15 protein-coding genes and 2 pseudogenes are annotated in these 20,214 nt (G+C 62.0%); 2 read left to right on the top strand and 15 right to left on the bottom strand.

Features of this window, described 5'->3' with window-relative positions; all coding sequences use genetic code 11:
• Positions 1–34: 34 nt before the first annotated feature.
• From BMAGN_RS01345 to BMAGN_RS08250, 4 genes are all read right to left on the bottom strand, one after another.
• Positions 35–2,137 carry a beta-galactosidase gene (locus tag BMAGN_RS01345; protein WP_022859631.1) on the bottom strand — a complete coding sequence of 701 codons (2,103 nt, stop codon included), beginning with the start codon at positions 2,135–2,137 and terminating at the stop codon, positions 35–37.
• 152 nt (positions 2,138–2,289) lie between these two features.
• Positions 2,290–3,852: a glycoside-pentoside-hexuronide (GPH):cation symporter gene (locus BMAGN_RS01340; RefSeq protein ID WP_022859630.1), complete on the bottom strand. Its 1,563-nt coding sequence runs from the start codon at positions 3,850–3,852 to the stop codon at positions 2,290–2,292.
• A gap of 268 nt (positions 3,853–4,120) precedes the next feature.
• Positions 4,121–5,767 (bottom strand): glycoside-pentoside-hexuronide (GPH):cation symporter, encoded by a 1,647-nt coding sequence (locus BMAGN_RS01335; RefSeq protein WP_081640853.1) that lies wholly within the window; start codon positions 5,765–5,767, stop codon positions 4,121–4,123.
• A complete protein-coding gene (locus BMAGN_RS08250) occupies positions 5,694–6,059 on the bottom strand; it encodes a hypothetical protein (protein WP_155802527.1) in 366 nt (121 codons plus the stop codon). Before BMAGN_RS08250 ends, BMAGN_RS01335 begins: the two co-directional genes overlap by 74 nt.
• A gap of 204 nt (positions 6,060–6,263) precedes the next feature.
• Between BMAGN_RS08250 and lacZ the strand changes: the two genes are divergently transcribed.
• Positions 6,264–9,368: a beta-galactosidase, LacZ type gene (gene lacZ / locus BMAGN_RS01330; RefSeq protein ID WP_238548731.1), complete on the top strand. Its 3,105-nt coding sequence runs from the start codon at positions 6,264–6,266 to the stop codon at positions 9,366–9,368.
• Positions 9,369–9,513: 145 nt separating this feature from the next.
• On the opposite strand, the gene BMAGN_RS01325 is transcribed toward lacZ, so the two are convergent.
• From BMAGN_RS01325 to BMAGN_RS01300, 6 genes are all read right to left on the bottom strand, one after another.
• Complete coding sequence (locus tag BMAGN_RS01325; RefSeq protein ID WP_022859627.1) at positions 9,514–10,527, bottom strand: LacI family DNA-binding transcriptional regulator; 1,014 nt, start codon at positions 10,525–10,527, stop codon at positions 9,514–9,516.
• Positions 10,528–10,646: 119 nt separating this feature from the next.
• Complete coding sequence (locus BMAGN_RS01320) at positions 10,647–11,414, bottom strand: ABC transporter ATP-binding protein (RefSeq protein ID WP_022859626.1); 768 nt, start codon at positions 11,412–11,414, stop codon at positions 10,647–10,649.
• A complete protein-coding gene (locus BMAGN_RS01315) occupies positions 11,407–12,198 on the bottom strand; it encodes an ABC transporter ATP-binding protein (RefSeq protein WP_022859625.1) in 792 nt (263 codons plus the stop codon). Before BMAGN_RS01315 ends, BMAGN_RS01320 begins: the two co-directional genes overlap by 8 nt.
• Positions 12,188–13,099 (bottom strand): ABC transporter permease, encoded by a 912-nt coding sequence (locus BMAGN_RS01310; RefSeq protein ID WP_022859624.1) that lies wholly within the window; start codon positions 13,097–13,099, stop codon positions 12,188–12,190. Before BMAGN_RS01310 ends, BMAGN_RS01315 begins: the two co-directional genes overlap by 11 nt.
• A complete protein-coding gene (locus tag BMAGN_RS01305; protein WP_022859623.1) occupies positions 13,092–14,072 on the bottom strand; it encodes an ABC transporter permease in 981 nt (326 codons plus the stop codon). The genes BMAGN_RS01310 and BMAGN_RS01305 overlap by 8 nt, the downstream gene beginning before the upstream one ends.
• 8 nt (positions 14,073–14,080) lie before the next feature.
• The gene (locus tag BMAGN_RS01300) at positions 14,081–15,718 is read right to left on the bottom strand and encodes an ABC transporter substrate-binding protein (protein WP_022859622.1); all 1,638 of its coding nucleotides are present in this window, start codon (positions 15,716–15,718) and stop codon (positions 14,081–14,083) included.
• A gap of 185 nt (positions 15,719–15,903) precedes the next feature.
• On the opposite strand from BMAGN_RS01300, the gene BMAGN_RS01295 reads away from it, so the two are divergent.
• Complete coding sequence (locus BMAGN_RS01295) at positions 15,904–16,671, top strand: type III pantothenate kinase (RefSeq protein ID WP_022859621.1); 768 nt, start codon at positions 15,904–15,906, stop codon at positions 16,669–16,671.
• A 33-nt stretch (positions 16,672–16,704) separates the two neighbouring features.
• Here the strand turns inward: BMAGN_RS01295 and BMAGN_RS01290 are convergent, their stop codons facing one another.
• The 5 genes and pseudogenes from BMAGN_RS01290 to BMAGN_RS01275 all read right to left on the bottom strand — a co-directional run bounded on the left by BMAGN_RS01290 (position 16,705) and on the right by BMAGN_RS01275 (position 20,206).
• Positions 16,705–18,102 carry an ABC transporter substrate-binding protein gene (locus BMAGN_RS01290; protein WP_033510601.1) on the bottom strand — a complete coding sequence of 466 codons (1,398 nt, stop codon included), beginning with the start codon at positions 18,100–18,102 and terminating at the stop codon, positions 16,705–16,707.
• Between the two features lie 179 nt (positions 18,103–18,281).
• Positions 18,282–18,677: a hypothetical protein gene (locus tag BMAGN_RS01285; RefSeq protein WP_022859619.1), complete on the bottom strand. Its 396-nt coding sequence runs from the start codon at positions 18,675–18,677 to the stop codon at positions 18,282–18,284.
• Positions 18,678–18,841: 164 nt separating this feature from the next.
• Positions 18,842–19,531 (bottom strand): annotated as a pseudogene (locus BMAGN_RS08695) (glycerate kinase family protein); the annotation flags it as partial.
• An 82-nt stretch (positions 19,532–19,613) separates the two neighbouring features.
• A pseudogene (locus BMAGN_RS08690) lies at positions 19,614–19,981 on the bottom strand (glycerate kinase); the annotation flags it as partial.
• A 3-nt stretch (positions 19,982–19,984) separates the two neighbouring features.
• On the bottom strand, positions 19,985–20,206 hold the full coding sequence (locus BMAGN_RS01275) for a hypothetical protein (RefSeq protein ID WP_022859617.1): 222 nt from the start codon (positions 20,204–20,206) through the stop codon (positions 19,985–19,987).
• Positions 20,207–20,214 lie beyond the last annotated feature (8 nt).

Genomic DNA, 20,214 nt, shown 5'->3' with positions numbered 1-20,214 from the left:
TAGCACGATTTTCCTTCCCATGCGCGGGGACATGTTATTTCCGTGCGATTTTGGTCACGAGCATGCCGGAACGTTCGAGTTGTGCGCTGTTGGCGTCCGTGCGCGCGCGGAACGCGACGACGGGTTCGCCCTCGAACGTGATGGTGTGCGCTTTCTTGTCGCGCGCCAGATAGAAGTGGTAGGTGGCGTGTTCGTCGCCGCGTACCGTGTGGATGATGGACGGGGCTTCCTGCGGCTGGCCCGTGACATGTTCGCACAGGAATTTCGCTTTGGCTTCCACTGACAGGTCGCAGCCGATATACCACGAGACGCCCTCGCCGAACGGATGTTGCACAATGGCGGGAACGTCGTCCAGTTCCATGTCCTGCGCTTCCGGGCCCACGTAGCGGGCCAGCACTTGCGCGCCCTCGCCTACCGAGGTGACGTCGTTGGCCCACAGGCGTACGGTGGCGCCGCTGTCGAGTTGCAGCGCGTCTGGTTCGCCGTCCGCTTCGCCCAGAATCACGACTTCCTCGCTGCGTACTCCGGCGATGTCGCGCAGCATGCCCGGGTATCCGCCGAGTGCCGCGTGGAAGTTTTCGTCCATAAGTCCCGTGGCGTAGTCGATGATGACGCGTCCTCCCGCGCACACGAATTCGCGTACGCGGCGTGCGGCTTGCTCGGAAATGTTGACCATCGTGGGCATCACGATGGTCCGGTAGGCGCTCCAGTCTCCGCGAAGCGGCACCACATCGGCGCGTGCGCCCGCGTCGAGGAACGCGTAATACCAGTCGCGTACGGCGTGGAAATGGTTCAGTTGCATGCTCGGCAACGTTTCGCAGCGCGTCATCCATTCGCAGTCGGCGTCGAACAGGATGGCCGTGTCGCCGGCCATCACTTCGCTGCCCTGCACGCCCGCTTTGGACAGCGCCTCGAGAGTTGCGCCCAGTTCGCACACTTCGCGGAACAGTTTGGAGTCCTCGCCCGCGTGCGGCACCATGGCCGAATGGAAGGTTTCCGCGCCCGAACGCGATTGGCGCCATTGGAAGAAGCAGATGGCGTCGGCGCCCAACGCGACGTGTTCGAGCGCGTCGCGCGTCATTTCGCCGTGGCGCTTGCGCGCATTCAGCGGCTTCCATTGCACGGCGGACGTGGAGTGCTCCATCAGGTACCACGGGCGTCCGTTGGCGAATCCCGAGACGAGCGAGTCGGAGCACGCCAGTTCGTCCACATGCGTGCGGCCGGCCGTGAAATAGTGGTCGTTGGAGACGAAATCCACTTCGTCGCTCCAGTCCGCATAGTCCATGACGCACTGGTCGGTCGAGACCATGAAGTTGGTGGTGATGGGCTTGTCGGGGCAAATCGATTCGATCATGTCGCGTTCGGCCTTGTAGAATTCCTTGATCGAGTCGGAGCCGAAACGTTCGTAGTCGAGCTGCTGGGCAGGGTTGACCATCGAGTCGGCGCCCATGTGGCGCGGCACGAGCACTTCGCTAAACGAGTTGAGGTGCTGGCTCCAGAACGCCGTGCCCCACGCTTCGTTGAGCGCGTCGATCGTGCCGTATTTGCGTTTACACCAGCGACGGAACGCGTCTTCGGAGTTCTTCGAATAGTCGTGGCGCTGGTTCCAGCCGTACTCGTTGCCGATATGCCATGCCGTCACATACGGGTTGTCCTTGTAGCGTTCGGCCAGGCGCTTGCACACTTCCAGCGCGAAACGCTTGAAAATCGGGCTTTCCGCGCTCCACGACTGGCGGCTGCCCGCGTTGATCACGTCGCCGTTGGCTTCCACGGGCAGCACTTCGGGATACTTTTCATACAGCCACATGGGGGCCGTGGCCGTCATGGACGCCAGATCCACGGAGATGCCGTTGCTGCCGAGCTTGTCGATAATCGTGTCGAGCCACGTGAAATCCCATTCGTATTCGGTGGGCTGCAGCTTGTCCCAGCTGAAAATGCCAAGCGCCACCACATTCACGTGCGCCTTTTTCATGAGGCGGATATCGTCGTCCCACACCGACTCGGGCCATTGGTCAGGATTGTAGTCGCCTCCGTACGCGATGCCTTTGCCATCGGCGGTGAGCAGTTGCGGCCAACGGAATTCGCGGCGTTGCGCGTTCGGTCCGTGTCCCAGTGGCCAGTTGTCTGCGTGCTGCATGATTGATAGTCCTTACGTTGTCCGGTTCCCCATTGAATCCGGTTCTATGTTCAGTAGTAATAAAATTTACTTATTAAGTAAAGAAAGGGCACTCGGTCTTTACAATATTCGCAAGACGGGCGCCCCATATTGTCGACTATTACCGTCGATAATTATTTGACGGTCCGCATATCCGCCACGGCCGGCGCGAGGACGGACTCGATATCGGCCGGCTCGATGACGGCGGCACCGTCGTCGGAATTTTCGTCGTCCGATTCAAGGTCGTCCTCGATCTCGCCCGACGCGAGCTTCGCTTCGAGTTCGGCGACGATACGGGCGTGCATCTTTTCGTCGATCTTCACTTTGAACGCGTACGTGAGCATGCTCAGTACGATCAAGGCGAGCGGCACGTAGAACGCCCACGTATTAAAGGTGGCGCGGCCAGACGACGTGATGTCGGAAGCCGTCGCCGTGCCCGTCATGCCGGCGGCCACGGCGATGGCGCCCACAATGCCGTTCGAGAACGCGCCCGCGATCTTGTCGATCATCGGACGGACCGAAAGCGTGACGGCCTCGTTGCGCTTGCCGTTCTTCAGCTGGCCGTACTCGATCGAGTCGGTCAGGCCCAGGATCGCCGTCATCTGCACGAAGGTGCCCGGAATGTAGAAGAAGATGAGCGCGACAACAATCGTCGGCAGGCTCTTGGGTCCCATGATGAAGATGATGTAGGCGATGATCATGAGCACGTCCCCGCCCAGGAACAGGAACTTGCGCGGAATGAACTTGTTGAGCACGGGATAGATTGGGGCCGCGATCATGCCCACCACAATGGAGACGACGCCGACAATCGAATACGCTTCCGCCATGTTGAGGATATATTTGAACAGGTACAGCAGCACGCCGCCCGTGATGACGTTGGCCACGGCGTAGAAGAAGTAGCTCAGCGCCACCCACAGCAGCTGGTCGTTCTGGGCAATGGCCTTGAACGCCGCCAGCGGCGAGCCGTTCTTTTGCGCCTTGGCGCGCAACGCGCTTTTGCTTTCCTTCGTGCCGAAAGCCACGCCCCACGCGGTCAGCAGGCCGAGCAGGCCCGCGAAGATGCCGAAGCTTGTCCATCCGGACTGGCCCTGGACCCATTCGCCCGTGAACTTGGCCGTGAAGAACGTCACGATCGGCACCACGATGATCGTCACGCCGTTGTAGCCGATCGAGCCGCCCAGAGAGCCGAGCGACGTGTAGACGGAACGCTCGTGGGAATCTTCGGACAGGGCCGGGATCATGCCCCAGTAAGAGATGTCGCGCAGCGAATAGAACACGTCGAGCGCGATGAACGTGATGACGAACAGCACAATGAAGGCCGTGGTGTTCACGTTGACGAGGCCGAACAGGCCCGAGTACACCACGGCGATAAGGATGGCCGACACGGTGCCGCCGATAAGCTGCCACGGGCGGAAGCGGCCCATCTTGGTGTTCGTGTTGTCAATGAGGTTGCCCAGCAGCGGGTCGAGGAAGATTTCCGCGATACGGATCACGACGATCAGGCCCGTGATGATGCCGATGAGCTTGTCGGCCAAATGCTTGTCGACATTGACGAACATTGCGGACGTGACATAGATGACGAAATAGGTGTTGAGCGCGTTGTAGAAGCCGGACTGGCCCACGTTGCCGCAGGCGTACGCGAATTTTCTGCCGACATTCGTTTTTTTGGTAGGGGTTGGTTGGGATGCGGTTTCCATTACTTCTTCTCCTTCGAAGACGGACGGCGTGAAACTCCTGGTGCCGTTCCATGAATCGATCGTTGATCCACGTATTCACAAAGCCTACACATTTACTAAATGAAAGTAAAATTTATTACCAAATTTTAGTGTTGACGGCGTGTCCCACCACGAACAATCCGCACCGCTCCCCCTGTCGCGGACAAATGTCTCCCACACGCACAAGGCCGGAACCCTGGAAAGGATTCCGGCCTTGTGCAATGTTTGGTTATTGGCTCAGGCGCCTAGGTCAGTCGACCGAGACCTTGCTTGAGCGGTTGGCTTTGACATGTTCGCCCAGGTCGTTGTCCTTGGACTTGCTCGTCGAGCCTTCGAGTTCCTCGGCCTCGAGTTCGAGGTTCTTGACGGAGGACTCAGTTTCCGCGAGCACCACGTTCTCGGAGTTGGCGACGGTCTCAACAGCGGAGACTTCGTTGTTCTCGTTGGCGTCGGTGTTGTCGGCGGCCAGACGGCGCTCCAGTTCCTTGACCATCTCGGCGTGGGACTTTTCGTCGATCTTGACCTTGAACATGTAGATGAGCATGGAGGCCACGATGAATCCCAGCGGGATGTAGAAGGCGAAGACGTTGAAGGTCTGGATGTTGGAGGCGGTCATGTCGGCCGCGGTTGCGGAACCGGTCATGCCTGCGGCCACTGCGATGAAGCCGACGATACCGTTGGAGCAAGCGCCAGCGATCTTGTCGAGCATCGGGCGGACCGAAAGCGTGACGGCCTCATTACGCTTGCCGTTCTTCAGCTGGCCGTACTCGATGGAGTCGGTCAGGCCCAGGATGGCGGTCATCTGGATGAAGACGCCCGGGGTGTAGAAGAAGATGAGCGCGGTGACGATGACTGCGAGGTTGTGGGAAGCCATGATGAAGATGACGTAGGCCACGACCATGAGCAGCGTGCCGCCCAGGAACAGGTAACGACGCGGGATGAAGCGGTTGAGGACCGGGTACAGCGGAGCTGCGATCAGGCCCACGAAGATCGGGACCACACCCACGAGCGAGTAGGAGGTCGGCATGTCGAGGACGAACTTGAACAGGTAGAACATCACGCCGGAGGTTGCCACGTTGGCCACCGCGTACAGCAGGTAGGACAGTGCGACCCACAGGAGCTGGTCGTTCTGGGCGATCGCCTTGAAGGCGTCGAGCGGAGAACCGGACTTCTGTTCCTTCTGGCGCAGTTCGCTCGTGGATTCCTTGGCGCCGAACGCCACGGAGCAGGAGGTCAGGATCGCGAGGATCGCGGCGATGATCGCGAAGGCGGTCCAGCCGGACTGGCCTTCAGCCCAAGTGCCCGTGAACTTCCAGGTGAAGAAGGACACGACCGGGATGACGATGATGGTGATGCCGTGGTAGCCGATAGTGCCGCCGAAGGAGGCCATGGCCGTGAAGATGGAGCGCTGCTTGGAGTCCGAGGACAGAGCAGGCACCATGCCCCAGTAAGAGATGTCACGGATCGAGTAGAACACGTCGAGCACGATGAACGTGACCACGAACAGGATCATGAAGGCGGTGGTGTTGACGTTCACAAGGCCGAACAGACCCGTGAAGATGACCACCAAAAGGATTGCCGAGACGATACCGCCGGCGAGCTGCCATGGGCGGAAACGTCCGAAGCGCGTGTTCGTGTTGTCGATCAGGTTGCCCAGCAGCGGATCAAGGAAGATCTCACCAATACGGATGGCAACCACAAGACCGGTGATGATGCCGATCAGCTTGGCGGCAAGCGCCGGATCGGTTTTTGCGAACAGCGTGGAGGTCGCGTACACGATGAAGTACGTGCTCAACACGTTGTAGAACGCGGACTGGCCTACGTTACCGAAGGAGTAAGCCACCTTGCGGCTCAAGTCCATGTTGTTTTTTGTAGTCGGCTTTGCTGCTGACTGCATATAGTCTTCTCCTTTGAAGAACAAGGGCGATGAATCTTACCGCCAGCAACATCGGCGTTGATGCTGCCGATGATGGACGGGCGCATTGGTCGCCTGTCCCCTTTTTATTACGGTAAATTTCATAACCCTCATTTTTAATCGGGCTTTGTGCTGCACCGTCGCCGGCACCGCACTGTCGCCGTCCCATCAACTTGGCGGGCGGAGATGTTCTCCGTGCCGTCGATGTCGCGTTGACAAGTTCATTTATACGCGCCGATTTACCGGTTGCCAAGAGGTGTAACACTTCCTTCATTACTCCCTCACAAACGGGGGTATATATGCATGGAACGTGAAGAAATCGCCATTTTTCAGGGTTTTACGTAATGAAAATATGAAGAATTTGTTTGTGGCGTAACGGGCTCTATTGCATACGCAACTTTCTTGAATTACTATATTCAGTAAATTGTTTTACTTCCGTGGAATACAAAGTAGTAGTCCACCAGAAAGGTAGGCATATATGCCACAGCAAACAGCATTGAGCTCCACCCTCGTGATGAAGCGCTCCGACAAGCCGGCCTCCTCCTGGCTGACCGATCCGCAAGTGTATGCGGTCAACCGCCTGCCCGCGCACTCGAGCCACCGTTTCTACACGCACCGGCCGAGCCTGCACGAAAGCATGGGCCTCAAGCAGAGCCTGGACGGCGAATGGAACGTGCAGATGGTGAACGCCTCCGACTTCAATGTGGAGCATGCTGATTTTGCGGCGCCGTCGTTCCATGACGACGACTTCGATACCGTGCAGGTGCCGGGACATCTGCAGATGCAGGGCTTCGGCGCACCCCAGTACGTCAACATCCAGTACCCGTGGAGCGGCCACGAGGATCCGCAGCAGCCGAACGTGCCCGAGCACAACCCCGTGGCGCTGTACCGCGTGCGCTTTGACGCGGCCGACGCCATCGCCGACGCGATCGGCGAGAACCGCCAGGTGACGCTCACGTTCCATGGCGCACAGACGGCCATCTACGTGTGGCTCAATGGCACGTTCATCGGCTACGGCGAGGATTCCTTCACGCCCAGCGAGTTCGACGTGTCCCGCGCCATCAAGAAGCAGAACAACGTGCTCGCCGTGGCGCTGTACCAGTACGCGTCCGCGAGCTGGCTGGAAGACCAGGACTACTGGCGCCTGTACGGACTGTTCCGCAGCGTGGAACTGACCGCACACCCGGCCGTGCACATCAACGACCTGCAGCTCGTGGCCGACTACGACCACACCACTGGCGAAGGCGCCATCCGCGGCACCATGACGCTCAACAATGCCGAAAACGCCGACCGTGTGGCCGCGCGCCTGCTCGACGGCGACGGCAACGTGGCCTGGACGGGCGAATTCGACGCCGCCGATTCCATCACGCTCGACGAGGCGGCCGGTGTTGTCGCGCCGTGGAGCGCCGAAGCGCCGAACCTGTACACGCTGGAATTGACCGTGCTCGACGCCTCGGGCGCCACCATCGAAGTCGTGCCGCAGCGTCTGGGCTTCCGCCACTTCGAAATCGAAGACAAGATCATGAAGATCAACGGTGAGCGCGTCGTTTTCAAGGGCGTCAACCGCCACGAATTCAACGCCCACCGCGGCCGTGTGGTCAGCGAAGCCGACATGCTGTGGGACATCCGTTTCTTCAAGCAGCACAACATCAACGCCGTGCGCACCTCGCACTACCCCAACGTGGACCGCTGGTACGAGCTGTGTGACGAATACGGCATCTACATGATCGACGAGACGAACATCGAAACGCACGGCAGCTGGAACGCGCCGGGCGACGTGCTCATGGCCGACACCGCCGTCCCGGGCGACAAGCCCGAATGGCAGGGCGCCTGCCTCGACCGCATCCACACGATGATCAAGCGCGACTTCAACCACCCGGCCGTCGTCATCTGGTCGCTGGGCAACGAGTCCTATGCGGGCACCGTGTTCGAAGCCATGAGCCAGCTGAGCCACGAGCTCGACCCGATGCGCCCCGTGCACTACGAAGGTGTGTTCTGGGCCCGTCCGCTCGACTACATTTCCGACATGGAAAGCCGCATGTACGCCAAGCCGGACTGGATCGAGAACTATGTAACGAGCAACCCGAGCAAGCCGTACATCTCCTGCGAATACATGCACGCGATGGGCAACTCGCTGGGCGGCATGAAGCTGTACACCGATCTGGAACGTTACCCGCTGTACCAGGGCGGATTCATCTGGGACTACATGGACCAGGCCCTCTGGCAGCAGCTTCCCGACGGCACGCAGCGCCTGACGTACGGCGGCGACTGGAACGACCGTCCCACGGACTACGAGTTCGCGGGCAACGGCATCGTGACGGCCGACCGCAAGCCGAGCACGAAGACCAATGAAGTCAAGCAGCTGTACGCCAACGTGAAGCTCACCGTGGACGGCACTGGCGTGGACGTGGTCAACGACAACCTGTTCACTTCCACCACCGACTACGTGTTCACCGCGCGCGTGCTCGCCGACGGCAAGGAAATCTGGAGCACCGATCTTGACATCGGCATTCCGGCCCTGTCCCGCGGACACGTGGACATCGCGTGGCCGGCCGGCCCGCAAGGCGCCGAAATCGTCTACGAAGTCGCGCAGCGCCTGGCCGCCGCGACAAACTGGGCTCCCGCCGGCTACGAGCTGAGCTTCGGCCAGTTTGTGGCGCAGCGCCCCGTGATCGCCGGGCCGTCCAACGACGGCTACGCCACTGTCGTTGACGCCCGCTGGAACGTGGGCATCCACGGCACCGTGGCGGCCGATGAGGCCAAGGACAAGGACTTCGAGCTCATCTTCTCGCGCGCCCAGGGCGGCCTCGTGTCGATGCGCTCGCAGGGGCGCGAAATGGTGATCCGCAAGCCGCAGCTTGTGACGTTCCGTCCGCTTACCGACAACGACCGCGGCAACGGCTCGGGCTTCGACCGCGCGCAGTGGTTCGGCGCGGGACGCTACGCCAAGCTCGTCAAGGAGGACGTGGTCACCGACACCAACAGCGTGGATGCCACGTACACGTATGCGCTGGCCACGCCGCAGGCCACCGAAGTCACGCTGCGCTACCGCGTGGATTCCAAGGGCAAGATGCGCCTGACCGTCTCCTACCCGGGAGGCGTGGACGCCGCCTCGCTGCCGGCCTTCGGCATCGAGTGGATGCTGCCGCTGCAGTACTCCTGCCTCAAGTTCTACGGACTGGGGCCGGACGAGACCTACAAGGACCGCGACAACGGCGCCAAGCTCGGCATCTTCACGTCCACGGCGCACGCCAGCGCCGCCGACTACCTGGTCCCCCAGGAAACCGGACAGCGTACGGGCGTGCGCTGGGCCGAGGTGACCGACCAGTTCGGCCACGGCCTGCGCGTGCAGCAGGCCGGCGAGCAGACGTTCAACATGAGCCTGCTGCCCTACAGCACGCTGCAGCTGGAAGATGCCTGGCACCAGGACGAGCTGCCGCAGCCGCGCCACACCTACATGCGCCTGCTGGCCGACCAGATGGGCGTGGGCGGCGACGACTCGTGGGGCGCTCCCGTGCACGACCAGTTCCTGCTCGACGCGGACAAGCCGCTGACGCTGGACGTGACGATCGACCTGATCTGATAGTCCCGGCGTCATAACGCCAACGCAAGAAGGGCCACCGATGATTCGGTGGCCCTTCTTTCATGCACTTTTATGTAGTGCGCGGCTGTGGTGTGCGGCAGGCGGTGCGATCGCCCGTGACATCCGCCCGGACCGCCCACCCGCCTTATTCGCCCGCGAGCGCGAAGCTTTCGCGCTCCACGACGCGTGTGGAGATCAGCACATGGTGGCGCACGTCGCGTTTCGTGGTGATCGCCTCGGCCAGCGTGAAAATGCCCGTTCGCGCCAGTTCCTGCTGATCGATGTGGTAGGTGGTCAGCGGCGGCGACGTGTATTGGGAAATCGGCTGGTTGTTCACGCTGATGATGCGCACGTCGCGCGGCACCACGATTCCCGCGGCATTGAACACCTGCAGCACGCCCACGGTGAGCGCGTCGGCCGCGCAAATGAACACGTCGGGAAGGTCGTCGCGGTGCTCGGCCACAATGCGTTCGCCAATCTTGCGGCCGGATTCCACGTTGAATACGCCGTCGATGTAGCTCAAGCCCTCGGTGTCGAGTCCCAGTCGTGGCGCCCAGTTGTGGAACGCCACATGGCGCACGTCGTCCGGGTAGTCGTGGCTGCCCATGATGTGCCCGTATCCGCCGATGTATCCCACGCGTTTGGCGCCCGCGCGCACGCATTCGTCAAGCGCGTCGAGCATGGTTTGCGACAGGTCGGGCTGGACGGAGTCGAACAGGTTGGGCGCGGGATTGATATCGAGGAAGACGCCGTAGGGCAATGCCTTGTGCAGGCGTTCCATGTCGCGGTACGGGATCGCTTCGGCACCCACGGCGATGAATCCGTCGTAGCGCGCGCCGTCGCGAATCAGCGCCTCGATATCCGTGTAGAACGTGTAGTTCATGTGCTGTTCGGTGGCGCATTGCGTCACCACGTCGCGCAGCTCGTTGAAATAGTCGTCGTACACGTGGTCGCCGGCGTCCACAATGTCGAGAATCGCGATGTCGCGCGGAACGGTGATCGTGCGGCTCTGCATGGTGTAGCCGAGCTCCTCGCTCACTTCGATGATCTTGCGGCGCGTCTCCTCACGGATCGACAGCGTGGGATCGCCGTTGAGCAAACGGGAGACCGTGGCTTGCGAGAACCCCGATTGTTTCGCAATTTCTTTAATGGTTACCATAGTCTGTGAATAGTCCTCAAATCATTACAAGTAACTCGATATAAGTAAATATATTACCAATAATTTTACCGCATTATTCCGCGATTCGATACCATTTCGAGACTTGGCTTTGCGAAGCCTTACCAGCTTGCGGCCGCGATCAGCGTGCGCGTGTATTCGTGGGTCGGATGGCGCAACACGGCATGCGTCTCCCCGCGTTCCACCACGAGTCCGTTGTGCATGACGACCAGACGGTCGGCGATATGCTGTACGACGCCCAAATCGTGGGAGACGACCACCATGGCCATGTCGGGATTCGCTTCGCGCACGCGGCGCAAGCTGTCCACGATTTGCACGCGGGCCGCCACGTCGATGGCGCTCATGGGTTCGTCGGCCAGCAGGACTTGCGGACTCGTCACCATGGCCCGCGCAATGGCCACGCGCTGCGCCTGGCCGCCCGAAAGGTCCATCGGGAAACGGTTCGCATACCGGCCGGCGTCGAGTCCCGCCACGCGGAACGCCTCGTCCACGCGCTCGTCAATATTGGCGTCCGCCACTTGCGCCAGCAACGGTTCAGCCACGGACTGGGCCGCCGTCCAACGCGGGTCAAGCGACTCGAACGGATTCTGGTACACCACGCCGCTTGCCCGGCGCAACGCCAGCAATCTTTCCCTTCCTTCCTTGCCTGTGATCGAACGGCCATGGAACAACACGTCCCCCGTGGTAGGGCAGTCCAGCCCGAACAGGATGCGCGTCAACGTGGATTTGCCTGAACCCGACTCGCCGATCACGGCCACGGACTGGCCTTCCCGCACTACAAGATCCACGCCCCGCAGCGCCTCATGGTGCGTTTTGCCGCGTCCGAACGTCTTGTGCACGCCGCGCGCTTCCAACACCACGTCACTCATCGCCGTTTCCCTCCTCCACATGCAGACTCAACGCCTTGGCTGCCTCCACGAGCGTTTTCGCGTATGTGGTGCGCGGATGGTCCAGAATGCCGTCTGTACTCCCCGATTCCACGATGCGTCCCTCATGGAGCACGTAGCAGCGCGTGGTGGCGCGCGAAAGCACGGCGAAATCATGCGTAATGAACAGCATGGAGGCGCCCAGCTCGTCCACGAGCTCGCGCAGCAGATCCACAATCTGGCGCTGCGTCGTGGCGTCGAGGGCCGTGGTCGGCTCGTCGGCGATGATCATGCGCGGCGACGTCACGAGCGCCGTGGCGATGCCCACGCGCTGCTGCTGGCCGCCCGAGAGCGCCATGACGGAACGGTCGGCGAAGGATTCGGGAAGCCCGACTTTGCCGAGCATGCGCAGCACGCGCGCACGGCGCTCCCCCCCGGACAGGTCGTAATGCAAACGCAACGGCAACTCGATCTGCTGGGCCACCGTCAGCACGGGATTAAGCGCGTTCTGCGGATTCTGGAACACCATGCCGATCGCCGACCCGCGCAACAGGCTCATGGAAGCGTCGTCCAGTCCCGCCAACTCGTTGCCGTGCAGCCGCACGGATCCCGACACATGCGCCGTAGGCGGCAGCAATCCCATCACGGACCGCACGATCATCGACTTGCCGGATCCCGACGAGCCGATCAGTCCGACGCGCTCGCCGTCACCCACGGACAGCGACACGTCCCGGACCACAGAAGTGCCACCAATATCGATCGAAAGTCCTTCGCACTCAAGCGCCATAATCCACCTGCCGCAACGCGGGATTCGTGAGCGGATCGGACGCGTCCCGCAACGCGTCGCCCAACAGGTTCAACGCGATTACCGCGATCGTGACGCAGCCGCCGATCCATACGACCGTCAACGGGTACACGGTAATGAATTTCGCGCTGGTGGCCAGCGAATGGCCCCAGCTCGGCACGCCGGAGGGCACGCCGACACCCAAATACGTCAAACCGGCTTCGGCGAGCACGGCCGTGCCCGCGGACAGGCTCAACTGCACCATCATGACCGAGCGGATGTTGGGCACCACGTGGCGCATGAACACGCGCCACGCGCCCACGCCGCTATGGCGCGCCGACTCCACGAACGAGCTGTTGGCCACGCGCAACGCCTGGGGACGGCACACGCGCGCCATGTTCAATCCGTAGCTCAATCCGCAGGCGGCCACGATCACGCCCACGGACGCGCCAAACGGCACGGCCAGCATCAGCGCCACAAGAATCGTAGGAATCGAAATCAACGCGTCGATCAGCACCACGCTGCCGCGTGAAAGCACAGTGGAACGCGCCACCATGCAGGCCGTGAGCAGCAGCCCGATGGCGAGCGCCACCACCACAGTGAGCACGGCGATAAGCAGGTCCACGCCTGCGCCGGCCATAAGCCAGCTGGCGATGTCGGCGCCCGTGCCGTCCGTGCCGAGCCAATGGGCGCGCGACGGCGAGGACCATACGTGGTAGCCGTCCGTGGCCCACAGCGAATGGGGTGTCCAGAACAGGGAGACGAGGGATACGACGAGCCATATGGCGAGCACGATCAGCGAGAATTTGCCCGTGCCGCGCGCCCATACGGACCGCATCACGATGCCGATGCTGCGCCATGGGGAGCGTTTGCGCGCGTACACGCTGCGGGAACGGTTAGTCATGGTCTTCCCCCAATCGCGGATCGAGCACTTTGTGGAGCACGTCCACCACAATGCCGATGAGCAGGAACAGCGCGGCGAGCATCAGCAGTTCGCTTTGCACGGCGACCAGGTCGCGGTTGCCGATGTCGGTGACGAGTCCCGTACCGATGCCGGGCAGCGCGAACAGGTTCTCGATGACCATGACGCCCGTGATCATTTCCGCGAATGTCAATCCGATGACGGACACGAGCTGCGGCAGCGCGAGACGCAATCCCACGCGGATCATGGCGCTTGTGCGCGTCATGCCGCACGCCATGGCCATGGCGATGACGTCCGAGGAGGCCACTTCGATCAGCGAGGAGCGCGTGTAGCGCATCATGGAGGCGCCCACCACAATGCCCACGGTGACGGCCGGCAGCACGAGGCTGAGCATGGCCGCACCGAAGGAATGCCAACCGTTTTGCGGGAATCCTTGCGTGGGGAATACGCCGACAAGGCCCGTTCCGCGGCCAAACAGCATGATGAGCAGCAGTCCGGCCCACAGCGCCGGCACCGCGCCGCCCACAATGGAAACAGCCTGGTAGATGCCGCGGGCGCGTTTGCGCGTGGTGACTGCCGCCGCGCATCCGAGCGGGACGCCGAGCGCGAGCGCGATCATGAGACCCGCAAGGATCAGCGGGAACGTGATGGACGCGCGGTCGGCCACGATGGCGGCCACGGATTGGCCGGAGACGAGCGCCGTGCCGAAGTCGCCTTGCAGCACGCCGCCGATCCACGCCACGTATTGGCGCCACAGCGGCTCGTCGAGCCCCAGTTGGGCGCGCAGCGCGCTCACTTGTGCGGGGGACGCGTCCGTGCCGGCCATGACGACGGCCACGTCGCCCGGCAATACGCGGATGGCCAGGAAAATCACGAGGGATACGGCGACAAGCGCCACGAGCAGCAACAGGATGCGCCGCGCCACGTAGCGCGTCAATGTTTGCGATGATGCCATGGCGTCGCCTACTTCACGTACACCACGTTGACCAGCGGCATGTGGATCTGGTTCATGACCGTCGGGAATCCGCTGACGCCCGCGTCCATGGCCGTGGTGATGCGGTAGTTGAACAGCCAGTCGGCCGCGGCGTCCTCGGACACGATGCGCGCGGCTTGGGCGAGCAGCTTGTCGCTTTCCTCGGCGCTTGTGGACGAGAGCGCCTGTTCGGTCAGCTCTTGTACGCGCTGGTTGTGGTAGTTGAAGTAATAGTCGGGGTTGGCCCATGAGCTCGCGAAATCGTGGCTTTCATTGTGGTCGACCAGCGACAGCTGGTAGTTCTTGTCCGTGTAGACCTGCTGGAGCCATGTGGAGAATTCCACCACGTGCACGGTCAGGTCGATGTTGGCCTGCTTGAGTTGCGAGCGCAACTGGTTGCCGATTTCCGTCCCGTACGTGTTGGAGTACGTGAGCGTGAGCTTGAGCGGATGGTCTTTGGTGTATCCGGCACGCGCCAACAGGCTGCGGGCTTTGGCCACGTCGTGCGGGTACAGGCCCGTCAAGTCCTCGTAGCCCGGGTCGAGTGACGGAATGGGGCCGCCGAGCGCCGAGTCCGCGCCGCCGCGCGCCGCGATGAGTTGTTTCGTGTCGATGGCATAGCGGATCGCTTCGCGCACGTCCTTGTTGGCCGTGGGCTGTCCGGGCGCGTTGTTCATGGCGAGCACGTATTTGTCGGTGCCGTCGCCCGCGCGCACCACGTAATGGTCGTTGTCGCGGAACGGTGCGGCCAGCGAGGCCGTGATCGGGGAAAGCACCTGGATGGAGCCCGAGCTCAGCGCGTTCACGGCGGCGTTGTCGTCCGTGAAATACTTGATCGTGATGTGCGGCGTCTGCGGCTGCACGATGTTCCAGTAATGCTTGTTGGCCGTAAGGCTTACCGAATCGTTGGGGATGAACGACGTGATCACGTACGGGCCCGTGCCGATGGCTTTCGTGCGGTAGTTGTAGGACGCGTCCTTGTCGAACACGAGGCCGGCGCGCGTGGTCAACGCCCATGGCAGTTGCGCGTAAGGCTGGGACAGCGTGATGGTGACGGTGTGGCTGTCGGGGGCGCTGACGGACTTGAAGAATTTCAGTTGGTTCGCGTCGTGGTACTGGTGTTTGACGAGCTCGTTGATCGACCAGACCACGTCGTCGGCGTCCATCGCGTCGCCGTTGGAGAATTTGACGCCCGTGTTGAGCGCGAACGTGTATTGCGTGCCGTCAGCCGATACGTCCCAGCTTTTGGCGAGTCCCGGAACGGCTTCGTTCTGCTCGTTGCGGCTGAGCAATCCCTCGTACACGTTGCCGATCAGCAGCTGGTCGAGCGCGGTGCCGGCCGTGGAACGAATGTCGAGGTTTGTGGGCGCGAGATTCAGGCCGATGGCCACGCTGTCCTGGCGCGTGACGCCGCCCGCGGCGCCCGAAGGCTTGAGCATCCATGCGAGCGTGAAGGACACGATCACGGCGAGCGCCACGACCAGCGCCACGATGCGCCCGGGCACTCCCCCGCGCGGTTGTTTGAGCCTGAGGTTGAGTTCGGGGTCCAGGCTGGGTCCGGCGTGTGGCCCGTCGGAAGTGTTCGGATCGGTTGCGTGCATATGGTCCGCACCGTTTGTGTGTGTCATAGTTGCCTCGTTGCGCAGGTTCCCTTCCCGCGCATGCTTTGGGTCGGATTGTTTGTGGTGTTCAGCTTGCCGCCATACAGGTCGACTGCCAAGCGTTATTGTAGAGGAACATATGGTTGAATAAAACCGCTACGCGCCCGGTTTCACAATACGGGCAACGCCATGTGGATTCGAGGAGGAACGCTGTGATTATCGCGGTAGACATCGGCAATACCAATATCGTGTTGGGCTTTTTGCAACACGGGACGATTGTGGGACGTTACCGTATCACCACCAAGTCGGACCATACGGCCGACGAGTACGGCCTGATGATCACGCAGTTCCTCGCGTTGCACGGGTTCACGGCGGACGATGTGGACGATGTGATCATCGCGTCCGTGGTGCCGCAGGTCATGCATTCGTTCCGCATGTCCATCATGAAATTCTTCGACATCGACCCCATGGTTGTGGGTCCGGGCATCAAGACGGGCATCAATATCCGCATTGACGATCCCAAGTCGTTGGGCGCCGACTGCCTGGCGGATTGCGCGGGCGCGTACTACACGTATGGAGGTCCGCTGCTTGTGGTGGATTTCGGCACGGCCACCACGTACAACTATGTGGACGAGCGCGGCACAATCACGTGCGGACTGATCACCACGGGCATCCAGACGGCCGCCGCGGCGCTATGGGGCCAGACGGCGCAGCTGCCCGAAATCGAGGTGACGCGGCCGAAGTCGATTCTTACGAAGAATACGGAAACGGCGATGCAGGCCGGCCTGTATTACACGTTCCTGGGCGGCACGGAACGCATTATCGAGCAGTTCCATGAGGAAATCGACGGCGATTTCCAAGTGGTGGCGACGGGCGGATTGTCGGGCATGTTCCAGAGCGCGACCGACATGATCGACGTGGTCGACCCCGACCTCATTTTCAAGGGACTGTCCATTATTTACGAAAAGAACGCGGACTGACGCGGCCCGGGCAGGCCGGCCTGGGCGGCACAGTCACTGTTCGATCGTGAACCCCTGGTTCGCGCCGTACTCTTTCAAGTCGAACTGCCACTGGTCGATGCCTTTGGCGAGCGTGACGCGGTCCTCGGGTTTTTCGGGCAGGTTCTTGCTCGACTCCAGGCCTTGCGCCATGCGGCTTACGGCCTGCTGGTAGGCGTGCAGTTCGTTCGCCCACTCGTACGCTTTGCCCACCGTTTTGCCAAAGTCGCTGCGCGCATACACTTCGAACGGCAGATACTGGTATCCCGTGGAGACGCGGGAAGCTGCTTCGGCGAGCACCGTGTTGTAGCGCTGGTCGCCGAAATAGTTCACGGCCACGCCGCGCGAGTCCGTGACGGTCGTCTTGTTCAGGAACGCGTCGCTATGCAGCGTTTCCACGTCCGCCGGGAACGATCCGGCGTCCACGCGCGTGTCGATGCCCTTGCGGTTGTGGCATACGTAATCGATGAACCGCCATGCGGCTTGCGGCACGCGGCTCGAATTCAAAATCGCGAGCGCCGAACCGCCGTTTTCCGCGTTTGTCGCCTCGCCGTGTTCGGTGGGCATTTGGCCCACGCGCCACAGTCCGGCCGTTCCCGGCACGTCGGCGAGCAGCAGCGAAGGCATCCACGCGCCCGCGAACAGCGAGGCGACCGTGCCATCCCCCACGGCTTCCTTCCAATCGTCCGACCAAGTGGTCAGTTCCGTGTCCACAAGGCCTTCGTCGATCATTTTTTGCCAGAACCTCGTGAAGCTTTGCGTGCCCTCATCCGTGTCGAGGCTGATGCGCACGTGGCGGCCATTGTCGGAGGTGGCGAACGGGTGGCCTCCGGCCAGCCAGATCATCGACTCGTAGAAACTCGCGTCGCCGCCCGAATCGGCCGTGATATACACGCCGATCGACTTGAGTTTTTTGGCGGCCTCGTAATAGTCGTTCCAGGTATGGATGCGTGTCGGGTCCACGCCGGCCTGACGGAACACGTCCGCGTTGTAGAAGAACGCCATGGGGCCCGAGTCCATCGGCAACGCGTAGGCGCGGCCGCCCAAATGCACGGACGCCCACGTGCCCGGCGTATAGAAATCACCGTAGCCGCCAGCCTGTTTCGTAATGTCGGCAAGCTGGCCGCTGACGGCGTATTGGGCGAGCGCATAGTATTCGAGCTGCACCACGTCCGGCGTGTTGTAACCGTCCTGGATGGCGGAGTCGAGCTTGTCGTAGCTTGCCGTGGACACCTGTTTGACGGCGATGTCGGGATTGTCGTGTTCGAACTGGTCGATCAGCGTCCCCATGCTCGGCTCCCACGACCATACGGTAAGCGTGGTGCGCGGGTCGGCGTTGCCGCACGCGGTCAGCGCCCCCACTACCGCAAGCGTGCAGCATAGGCCGATCAGTCGCCGCCATATATGCGCCATTGTTCGCTCCGCCTTCCCAACGTGAATGTGCGTCTGGTAATAAAATAGCCGGTTTCCGGCGCAGAAGCGAATAGCGCGGTGAACGCGTTACTCTTCTCTGCGGCACAGTCCGGAAACCGGCCCACTCCCACGCACGCCCCGCGGGACTCGGTACGCCTGTACGGATGGTATGGCGGCGGTCAGTCGGTGTAGTTGATTGTCACGCCGTTCTTGGGATCGAGATTGATGCTCACGTAGTCGCCCACGTTGATGTTGTGGTCCTTCAACTCGTTGTAGGAGACTGTGAATTGCGCCATGGCAATGTCGTTCATCGTGTCGTTGTTGATCATCGTGTTGTACCACATGGCGTCCACGACCGTGCGGCCGCCGCGCTTGGTGACATTCTGGATGAGGGCCAGCTGGTTCCACGAATGCGGGTTGCGCTTGTCGATGGTGACGGGCGCCCTTTTGAGCGTCGCGCGCTGCTCGTCGGTAATGTCGAACGAGTCGAGCTTCTTTTTGTTCTTCTTATTGCCGCGGATCCAGATGAACGCGATAATGATCAGCAACGCAATAATGGCCGCTACATATCCCATGGGATTTCTTTCTTTCTCTTCTTCTCTCGCGCCGCCGGCAAGAGTCCCGGCATAGTGCCAACGGCCCCTTCGCCAGTGGTAACGCACCGATTCTACCAGCGTTGGCGCCCGTTGGCCACCAACACGGTTCCGCGATTCGTTCCGTATGCCGTTTTAGTGCCGCTTTAACGCCGCGCGTGCGCGAACAGCCGCGCCACGTTGGCGCCCGTGCGCTCAAGATTGGCCTTGGCCTCCCCCATGGCCTGTTCCAAGGTTTCCACACCCGGCAGCATGCCGAAAATGGCATCGATGCCCAGTTCGTAGAGGTCTTCCGCGCCCGCGCCGATATTGGCGGCCACAGCGACCACTGTGCAATTGGGCGCCACAGCCTTGACAGTGCGCGCCACGCCAAGCGGCGTTTTTCCGAAGCGCGTCTGCCCGTCGATGCCGCCTTCGCCCGTAATGCACAGGTCGGCGTCTTGCGCCAGACGCGCCAGTCCCGAGGCGCGTGTGACGAGTGTGGATCCCGATTCCATGACGGCGGGCGTGAATGCGAGCAGCCCGGCGCCCAGTCCCCCGGCCGCGGCCGCGCCCGGTTCGTGTTCCACGTCACGTCCCAGTTGCGCTGCGACGACTCGCGCGTAATGGTGCAAGGCGGCGTCGAGTTCGCGTACGGCCGCTTCGTCCGCGCCTTTTTGCGGGCCGAATACGTGTGAGGCGCCGTCCGGTCCCGTCAGCGGGTTCGTCACGTCGCACGCGATGCGCACAGTGGCCTGTTCCAGCCGCTTGTCGAGTCCGCTGCGGTCGATGGTGGCGAGATTGGCGAGACTGGCGCCGCCGTGAGGCAAGTCCCGACCGTGCGCGTCCAGCAGACGCGCTCCGAGGCTTGCGCCATGCCGCTCCGCCGTCGTTCGTGGCCGAGCCTCCCAGTCCTACGATGAACGACCGCACGCCCTGCTCGAGCGCGTCGCGCATGAGTTCGCCGACGCATAGGTGGTGGCGAGGCGCGGGTCGCGTTCGGATGCGCGGACACGGTCGAGTCCCGCGGCCTGCGCCATTTCGATCACGGCCGTGGCGCCGTCGCCGAGAATGCCGTACGCCGCACGCACGGGAGCGCCCATCGGGCCTGTCACGTCGAGATAATGGAGCGTGCCGGCCGTGGCGTCCACCAGGGCTTGCATGGTTCCCTCGCCGCCGTCGGCCATGGGAAGGGTATGGATGGTGGCGTGCGGCAATACGCCGCGTACGCCGCGGGCGATGGCGTCCGCCGCCTCGCGTGCGCTCAGGCTTCCTTTGAAGGAGTCGGGCGCGACAATGATCTTCATCAATTACTGCTCGGAACTGCCCGATGGCGTCGATTGCGTGGAGTCGGGCGTCGACTGCTGCGATTTTTGCTGCTGCTCGTTGAGTTTTTTGCTCACGTCGCTGAACGAGTCCATCATCCGCCCGAATGGCGACTGCTGTTCCTCTTGCGGACCGCATGCCGCCACCGATCCGACGATCAGCACGGCCGCCAGCGCCGCCGCGACTTTGCGCATGGTTGTGGTCATTACATTCT

Origin of the sequence: Bifidobacterium magnum, from assembly GCF_000741255.1 — a bacterium.
Taxonomy (GTDB): domain Bacteria; phylum Actinomycetota; class Actinomycetes; order Actinomycetales; family Bifidobacteriaceae; genus Bifidobacterium; species Bifidobacterium magnum.
Note: the sequence above shows the minus strand (reverse complement) of the source record. Positions and strands in the feature narration are given on the sequence as shown.

What these genes read in the sequence shown, in the direction of transcription:
- BMAGN_RS01325 (WP_022859627.1), bottom strand. Translation starts at nt 10,527, where the DNA reads ATGGTAACCATTAAAGAAATTGCGAAACAATCGGGGTTCTCGCAAGCC.
- BMAGN_RS01345 (WP_022859631.1), bottom strand. Translation starts at nt 2,137, where the DNA reads ATGCAGCACGCAGACAACTGGCCACTGGGACACGGACCGAACGCGCAA.
- BMAGN_RS01310 (WP_022859624.1), bottom strand. Translation starts at nt 13,099, where the DNA reads ATGACTAACCGTTCCCGCAGCGTGTACGCGCGCAAACGCTCCCCATGG.
- BMAGN_RS01335 (WP_081640853.1), bottom strand. Translation starts at nt 5,767, where the DNA reads ATGCAGTCAGCAGCAAAGCCGACTACAAAAAACAACATGGACTTGAGC.
- BMAGN_RS01285 (WP_022859619.1), bottom strand. Translation starts at nt 18,677, where the DNA reads ATGGGATATGTAGCGGCCATTATTGCGTTGCTGATCATTATCGCGTTC.
- BMAGN_RS01290 (WP_033510601.1), bottom strand. Translation starts at nt 18,102, where the DNA reads ATGGCGCATATATGGCGGCGACTGATCGGCCTATGCTGCACGCTTGCG.
- BMAGN_RS01340 (WP_022859630.1), bottom strand. Translation starts at nt 3,852, where the DNA reads ATGGAAACCGCATCCCAACCAACCCCTACCAAAAAAACGAATGTCGGC.
- lacZ (WP_238548731.1), top strand. Translation starts at nt 6,264, where the DNA reads ATGCCACAGCAAACAGCATTGAGCTCCACCCTCGTGATGAAGCGCTCC.
- BMAGN_RS01305 (WP_022859623.1), bottom strand. Translation starts at nt 14,072, where the DNA reads ATGGCATCATCGCAAACATTGACGCGCTACGTGGCGCGGCGCATCCTG.
- BMAGN_RS01275 (WP_022859617.1), bottom strand. Translation starts at nt 20,206, where the DNA reads ATGACCACAACCATGCGCAAAGTCGCGGCGGCGCTGGCGGCCGTGCTG.
- BMAGN_RS08250 (WP_155802527.1), bottom strand. Translation starts at nt 6,059, where the DNA reads ATGAAGGAAGTGTTACACCTCTTGGCAACCGGTAAATCGGCGCGTATA.
- BMAGN_RS01300 (WP_022859622.1), bottom strand. Translation starts at nt 15,718, where the DNA reads ATGACACACACAAACGGTGCGGACCATATGCACGCAACCGATCCGAAC.
- BMAGN_RS01320 (WP_022859626.1), bottom strand. Translation starts at nt 11,414, where the DNA reads ATGAGTGACGTGGTGTTGGAAGCGCGCGGCGTGCACAAGACGTTCGGA.
- BMAGN_RS01315 (WP_022859625.1), bottom strand. Translation starts at nt 12,198, where the DNA reads ATGGCGCTTGAGTGCGAAGGACTTTCGATCGATATTGGTGGCACTTCT.